Annotated in this window: 6 protein-coding genes and 1 pseudogene; all 7 read left to right on the forward strand. The window is 57.8% G+C overall.

What is annotated here, in order from left to right; all coding sequences use genetic code 11:
* A pseudogene (locus tag VJR68_RS03565) lies at positions 1 to 255 on the forward strand (protoheme IX farnesyltransferase); the annotation flags it as partial.
* Positions 256 to 538: 283 nt separating this feature from the next.
* Positions 539 to 823, forward strand: coding sequence for a hypothetical protein (locus VJR68_RS03570; protein WP_324146179.1), 285 nt, complete (start codon positions 539 to 541; stop codon positions 821 to 823).
* An 81-nt stretch (positions 824 to 904) separates the two neighbouring features.
* Complete coding sequence (locus VJR68_RS03575; protein WP_324146180.1) at positions 905 to 1,621, forward strand: hypothetical protein; 717 nt, start codon at positions 905 to 907, stop codon at positions 1,619 to 1,621.
* Entirely contained in the window at positions 1,621 to 2,871 is a 1,251-nt protein-coding gene (locus VJR68_RS03580; RefSeq protein ID WP_324146181.1) for an AAA family ATPase, read from the forward strand. The genes VJR68_RS03575 and VJR68_RS03580 overlap by 1 nt, the downstream gene beginning before the upstream one ends.
* Before the next feature lie 77 nt (positions 2,872 to 2,948).
* Positions 2,949 to 3,926 (forward strand): hypothetical protein, encoded by a 978-nt coding sequence (locus VJR68_RS03585; RefSeq protein WP_324146182.1) that lies wholly within the window; start codon positions 2,949 to 2,951, stop codon positions 3,924 to 3,926.
* Positions 3,927 to 4,292: 366 nt separating this feature from the next.
* Complete coding sequence (locus tag VJR68_RS03590; protein WP_324146183.1) at positions 4,293 to 4,487, forward strand: hypothetical protein; 195 nt, start codon at positions 4,293 to 4,295, stop codon at positions 4,485 to 4,487.
* Between the two features lie 154 nt (positions 4,488 to 4,641).
* Positions 4,642 to 7,164 (forward strand): magnesium-translocating P-type ATPase (gene mgtA / locus VJR68_RS03595; RefSeq protein ID WP_414647729.1); only part of this gene is annotated, 2,523 nt, incomplete at its 3' end.

Raw genomic sequence — 7,164 nt, forward strand, 5'->3', positions numbered from 1 at the left:
ACCATCCTGCTGGTGATCGTGAGCGTGCTGCCGTCAATTACCGGCCATAGTGGTTTGATCTATTTCGGTGGCGCGGCGGTACTTGGCGCCGGGTTCCTCTATTACGCGATCCGCCTGATGAATCCGCCGGACGAATACTTCGCGATGCGGGTGTTTAAGTATTCGGTGATCTATCTGATGGCGCTGTTTGCTTTCCTATTGGCGGATCATTGGCTGTTTCCATCGTTGATCCAACACGGGCTAACACTTAGCTAGCTCTGGTCGTAGCTGGTGTCGAAAAGATGATCTTTACTCGCGTGCCAGCGCTACTCAATGCCGAGTATGATTTAAGCAGTGACGCCATATTACTGCAACATTTCGGCGACGATTTAGTAAGAAAATGCGATCGCCTTGAACATACTCGGTAATATTGGCGCAAACGACTTGCGGCTAGGCAAACGTCTGCACAAAATCATCTCACGTCAATGATAGATCAGTCGGTAGCGTGGTCTTTCGGCATGTGTTCGTGTTAGCCCCATCCACATAAAAAGTGACAGGCATGGCCGACGTAAACCAATATGGCTTCAGTTACGAAGAGATAGTTATCGCGTTGATCAAGCAACTCGATATCAATGAGGGGCTTTGGACTCTCAACATCAACTTTCGGTTCGAAGCGAAGAATATTCGTAAGGATAGTGAAAGCACGAAGGTCTCCCCCGGCTTTATCGGCATGTTGGACCGGATCGGATTGATCAGAGCTACCAAAAATACGCCAGGCCTTACTGTCGATGCAGCGAAGGTCAATCCAAAACTGACTCGCGGGCCACGAGCGAAAGTGAATTGAGGTCGCACATTTGTTTCTTCGATTAAGCATCGGCTGAGATGCTTAGGCGCGGTACGTTCATTCACGCAATGCAGGGGATGCATGGTGAGCAAAGAAGCTAAAACTCCGGGTATGGAGGCGGCCGATGCGGCTGTCGAGGGCCGGCGGCTGCGCGCTTTTCCAGTGTTTGTAAAGTCTGCGCTTTCTACACTGGTTCTAGGGGGCGCCATAGCTGCCGTCGCTTATACGCTACCGCACGGGGTGGCTCGACAAGGGGATGAGATATCGCAATCAGATGTGCAGGCTCGCCTTGCTGCTTTCCAGGCACTTGCAGCGATGGACTTGTCTGTCGTTGCCAATGAAGATTTGAACAGAGCCGTGCAAAGCATGAATCTCGATCCTGGCGCCGCGGAGGCCCTGCGACGCGACGTGTCTGATGCGGCCCCTCCGCCAAAGACAGTACCTGGGCCACAAGATATGCAGGCTGCCCAACGTGAAGCTCCCTTGTCCAGCCCTATGCAAGCTGAGGCGAAAGCCAATCGCTTGCAGCTAGTCTGGATTACGCTCTGGGACACCGACGTAGAGGATGGCGACATGGTCCGCATTGACAGTCAGGGCTATTCGCGTACCGTCCGCCTGACCAAGAAGGGCGACACCTTTGCAATGCCTGTTCCGGCGGATGGCGTGATCAAGATAAAGGGGGTCAAAGATGGCGATGGCGGTGGTATTACCGTCGGGCTTGCTTCAGGAAGCGCCAGGGCAATCTTCCCTGTCATGAGTGAAGGTCAGGAGCTTGGGCTTAGGGTAAAGGTGAATTGATGCGCTGGCTTGCTGCTTTGGCCACGCGGCTTCTGCCTGTGGCTTTTTTATTGATCGCTGCCATATCGGTAGCACAGTTCTGGATGCAGCATGGTCCTAGCGGTCATGCGTTGGATGGACTTCTGGCCAAGACGAGCGCTTTTCTCCATGCCTACGCATGGTGGGCATCAGGTTTTGCAATGGTCTTTTGGATGGTCTTTTTTATGGGGTATTTTCGGGAGCGCCAGCACATCGCGTTTCCCGGGGCAAGCAGTGAGGGCTGGGTCGTGGACATACTTGATCGTTTGACTAATCGCGCGGCGCTTGAGGCAAAGTTGGCCGGGCAGCCGGAAGCCATTTTTATTGATGCCGAACAGTTGGCGGTCGCGCTGAAGAGTAGGGTCATCGGCCAAGATAGTGTTTGTGATGACATGGCTGCTCAGATTCGCCGCCGTCTTGCTTTGAAGCAGCGTGGTAAGCCGGTTGGTGTCTTTCTGCTTGCTGGGCCACCAGGTACCGGTAAAACCTACCTGGCAAAATGTCTGAGCAATGCGTTGCAGCGAAAATTGCTGCATTTTGATATGACACAATTTTCCAGCGGTGGTCACGGGGCGACACAACTTTTTGGGGCGGCGAAAGGCTATGTCGGGTCAGACGCTTATGGAAAACTTACGGCAGGCTTGCGCGACGCTCCGGATGCCGTGATCTTGCTCGATGAGATCGAAAAGGCGCATTCCGATGTGCAAAAGAACTTTTTGACTGCGTGGAACGATGGCTTCGTTACCGAGGCATCCGATGGCAAGCAAATATCAACGACGCAGGCTATCTTTATTCTGACCACCAACGCAGCAACGGACGCGCTTCAGTCACTCGCTGACCTATATGCCAACGACCCCGATGAGCTGCGGCGTACTTCGACCAACGCACTGCGTGAATCTGGTTTTGCCCCAGAGATCATCAATCGTCTTGATCGTATTTTTGTCTTTCGACCTTTGTCAGGTCTGGACGTGGCGCGTGTTACCGCGCTAGAAATCGAAGCAATGATCAAGAGTTACGGGCTCGACGTAAGCCTTGGGGGAATTGACCCGGAGCTGTTGTTCGACATGATGCGCCGCCAGGGGCGGTTAGGTACAGGCGCATCCGCCAGGGATTTGGTTCGCATCGCGGAAGAGTCGATCGCCGATACGTTGATCGAAGCCAAGCAAAAGGGTTACGCCCGGGTGTCATTGGTGGCCGTCGATGGACGGGTCATCGCGAGAGCCGAAGCGTGAGAGCCATTGTGCCGGAAAGCCCCTTTCGCACTTTTGGGCGATTGTGGCAACGAGCTCCCGTGTGGCGTTTGAGCGGAATGCTTGCCGCTGTTTTGACCTTGGTATTCGTTCTTTTTGTCAAAAACAATTCGGGCCAACCAGCTTCGATAGGTGCGTCAAGCCAGGCTTCCTATTCGTCTCAGGTCTCCGCTGGCAAAACAGTTGGCACGCCCTCTGGCGCGTATTCTTCTACAGCCGGAATTTCATCCCCCCCAACAGTCGTCGCCAGTCGGACGACTCGGTTACAGGCTGCATCGTCCACTGTATCTCCAAGGGTACATACGGCAAATCTTTCGCTTGCTACGCCAGGCAGCTCTTCTGCTGGAGCAGGCGATCTTGATGGCGCGCTAGGTGGTCGAAGCTACAACGGTTTGGTCAATGTTGACGGCTACAAGGTGCCGCTACCTGCGGGAAACTGGGTTGTGCTTTCCAATGGGCGCTACAAGTCGCCCCATGCAACAGGTGAGCTGGTTTTCCTTGGCTTGGTCAAAAACCGGCGTTTGGTGGGTGGCGCGCGCATCTCGGCTTTGCACAGCGCGGGGCAGCCTGGCAGCGATTTTCCTCCGAAACTGAAGGGGTGCGCCGGAGCCAATAACGTTGATCTCTACGTAAATGCAGAAGCGATGAATGCCGACGGACATCAGTCATGCTGGCTGGTCGATAGCTTTTTCACGCCACCGATGCAGCAATGGGCGGATCGCGCGGTCAAAATCGGATCTCTGGACCGGGCGGCTGCGGGAGATTTGGCGGCCAAGGGAGTCACCTATCCGCAGGACTTTCTCAGGATACGAATGACACGTACGGAAACCTGGGGCTTGCTGGAGGTTTCTTATCTATTTAGTCCGGAAGCTGCTGGCATCAAGTCGAACGAAGCCATTTCTGCAGCGGATACTGATTGGGATTGCAAAAATATCTCGCGTTATCCCGAAAAAGTTGCTTACGTTGAGAAGATGAAAGAATGGGCCACGCAATTCTGGCCCCGGCTCAAGGTGGCATTCGATCAAGGCTCACATTGAGGAATGTGCGCAATGGATGACGGCTCATCCAGCCGGAGCAGGTGTTCGTTTTGCCGCCAGCAAATCAAAAGATGACCGTGCGGCAAAAAGTCTGTTACCAAGGCTTGACACTTTCGCACCGCAGCAAGACAATTCCCGCGCCCACCGGCGCAGTTTTGCCGGCCGGGCCTCTGTCCGAACTAACCAAGGCATATGGACGTTTACCCTAGTCGCAACGTCGACATCCGCGAGCATCGGGTGCCGGCATTGCATAACAAGCTGATCGTTCGCGGCAACCGCCAGCGGTTGGCCGGCGCTTTCCTCGACTAGGGAAGTCCGGCCCGCTCCTAACGGTGCCGTGAGCACCGTTATAGAGGAGATGGGCCCATGAAGCTCCTTCGTGATTTCTTCCGTTTTCGCACCGCGGGTCGGTTTTCCCTGGCCGGCCGCCGTCAAGCCGTGCGTCGTCCCACCATTACTGTCACCGTTCCCCAGCCGCTGACCCCGCGGCAGGCGGCTGAGCGTGTCCAGGCCGATGCGCCGCGCACGTCCCGTCATCTTCATTTGGTATCAAGTCACTGATGCGTCATCCGCAGCTTCATAAAGGGTGGCCTCCGCCAGGACCGCAACACCGGTCCGCGGGGCGTCGTCCTGGCCGCGGATTGCCCTAGGGGGCGGGCCTTTCCTTAAAGCTCGCCTCCGTCGCAACAACTTGATTCCACGGAAGCGAGACATGATGAACCGAGTCACCCAGGCGGCCAAGGCCAAGACTGCTGCAGCACCTCAGCACGTGGCGGCCGCGCAGGATGCGTTCCGCGAAAACGAAGCCCTGCTGAGCGGCCTGGAAACCAGCCTGGCCGGCCTCGACGAAGAGCAGATCACCGAGCGTCTCGAGCGCGACGGCATCAACGAGGTATCGCACGAGAAACCGCCGCACTGGTCGATCCAGCTGCTGCGCGCCTTCAATAACCCGTTCATCATCGTGCTGGTGATCCTGGCCGTGGTGCAGGTGTTCGTGACGCCGGACGACCTGTCCGGCCCGATCATCATCGCGGTGATGGTGGGCATCAGCGTGCTGCTGAGCTTCACCCAGGAATACCGCTCCTCGCAGGCGGCGGAAAAGCTCAAGGCAATGGTGCGCAATACCGCCACGGTGACGCGTCGCGCTTCAGATGGCCACAGCGAGCGCATCGAGGTGCCGGTGAACGAGCTGGTGGTCGGTGACGTGGTGCACCTGGCCGCGGGCGACATGGTGCCGGCGGATCTCCGCCTGCTTACCGCCAAAGACTTGTTCATAAGCCAGGCCATTCTCACCGGTGAATCGCTGCCGGTGGAGAAGGCCGGCCCGGCGCAGGCGCATGTGGTGGAAGGCGGCGAGCACGGCACGCAGAAGGGCAATCCGCTGGACCTGCCCACCGTTTGCTACATGGGCACCAACGTGGTGAGCGGAACGGCCACGGCGGTGGCAGTGGCGACCGGTTCGCGGACTTACCTCGGTTCGCTCGCCAGCACCATCGTCGGCGAGCGCGTGCAAACCAGCTTCGATCGCGGCGTCAAGAGTGTCAGCTGGCTGCTGATCCGCTTCATGCTGGTGATGGTGCCGGTGGTGCTGGGCATCCAGTGGTACAAGCACGGCTTTCTCGAAGCGCTGATGTTCGCGCTGTCGGTGGCGGTGGGCCTTACGCCCGAGATGCTGCCGCTCATCGTTACAGCCAACCTCGCCAAGGGCGCCCTGGCGATGTCCAAGCGCAAGGTGGTGGTGAAGCGCCTGAATGCGATCCAGAACTTCGGCGCCATGGACGTGCTGTGCACCGACAAGACCGGCACGCTGACGCTTGACAAGATCGTGCTGGAGCGCCACCTCGACCTGGACGGCGAAGATTCGGATGACGCGCTGGAATACGGCTACCTCAACAGCCACTTCCAGACGGGTTTGAAGAACCTGATGGACAAAGCCGTGCTGGCGCATCGCGATCTGGAACCGATCGTCGCGCGCTACCGCGTGGTGGACGAAATCCCGTTCGACTTCCAGCGCCGCCGCATGTCGGTAGTGCTCGCCAATGGCGATGGCCACAACCTGCTGGTCTGCAAGGGCGCGGTGGAAGAGATGTTGGCCATCTCATCCACCGAGCGCCGCGGCGATGAAATCGTGCCGATGACGGAAGAGCGCCGCCGCGAAATCAAGGCGATGACGCGCCGGCTCAACGAAGATGGTCTGCGCGTGCTGGTGGTAGCCGTCAAGCAACAGCCGCCGAGCAATCGCGCTTATGGTGTTGCCGATGAGGCGGAGCTGACCGCGATCGGCTGCCTTGCCTTCCTCGATCCGCCGAAGGATACGGCCGCCACCGCGATTGCCGCGCTTCATCACCATGGCGTGGAAGTGAAAGTGATCACCGGCGACAACGAAGCGGTGACGCGCAAGATCTGCCGCGAGGTGGGCCTGAACGTGGAGAACTCCGCGCAAGGCCGCGATATCGAGCCGCTGGATGACGCCGCGCTCGACGATCTGGTCAAACGCACCACCGTGTTCGCCAAGATGTCGCCATTGCAGAAAGCGCGTGTGGTGAAGTCGCTGCAGCGCCAAGGCCACACGGTGGGTTTTCTCGGCGACGGCATCAACGATGCGCCGGCCTTGCGCGAAGCGGACGTCGGTATTTCCGTGGACACCGCCACCGATATCGCCAAGGAGTCAGCCGACATCATCCTGCTGGAAAAGAACTTGATGGTGCTGGAAGAGGGCGTGCTGGAAGGCCGCGTCACCTTCGGCAACATCATCAAGTACATCAAGATGACGGCCAGCTCCAACTTCGGCAACGTGCTGAGCATGGTGGTGGCGAGCTTCTTCCTGCCGTTCCTGCCGATGTTGCCGTTGCAGGTGCTGGTGTTGAACCTCCTGTACGACATCTCGCAATTGTCGATTCCGTTCGACCGCATGGACGAGGAGTATCTGCGCAAGCCGCGCAAGTGGGATGCCAGCGACATCGGTCGTTTCATGGTGTGGATCGGGCCGACCAGTTCGATCTTCGATATCACCACGTTTTTGCTGATGTGGTTTGTATTCGGCGCCAACGGCGGGGAGCACCAGTCGTTGTTCCAGTCGGGCTGGTTTATCGAAAGCCTGCTCACGCAGACGCTGGTGGTGCACATGATCCGCACGCGCCGGATTCCGTTCCTGCAGAGCATCGCCGCGGCGCCGGTGCTGGGCCTCACCACGGCAATCATCGTAATCGGCATGATCATTCCGTTCACCGGTATCGGC

Origin of the sequence: Dyella sp. (assembly GCF_035277725.1) — a bacterium.
In the GTDB taxonomy this organism is placed as follows: Bacteria; Pseudomonadota; Gammaproteobacteria; order Xanthomonadales; family Rhodanobacteraceae; genus Dyella_B.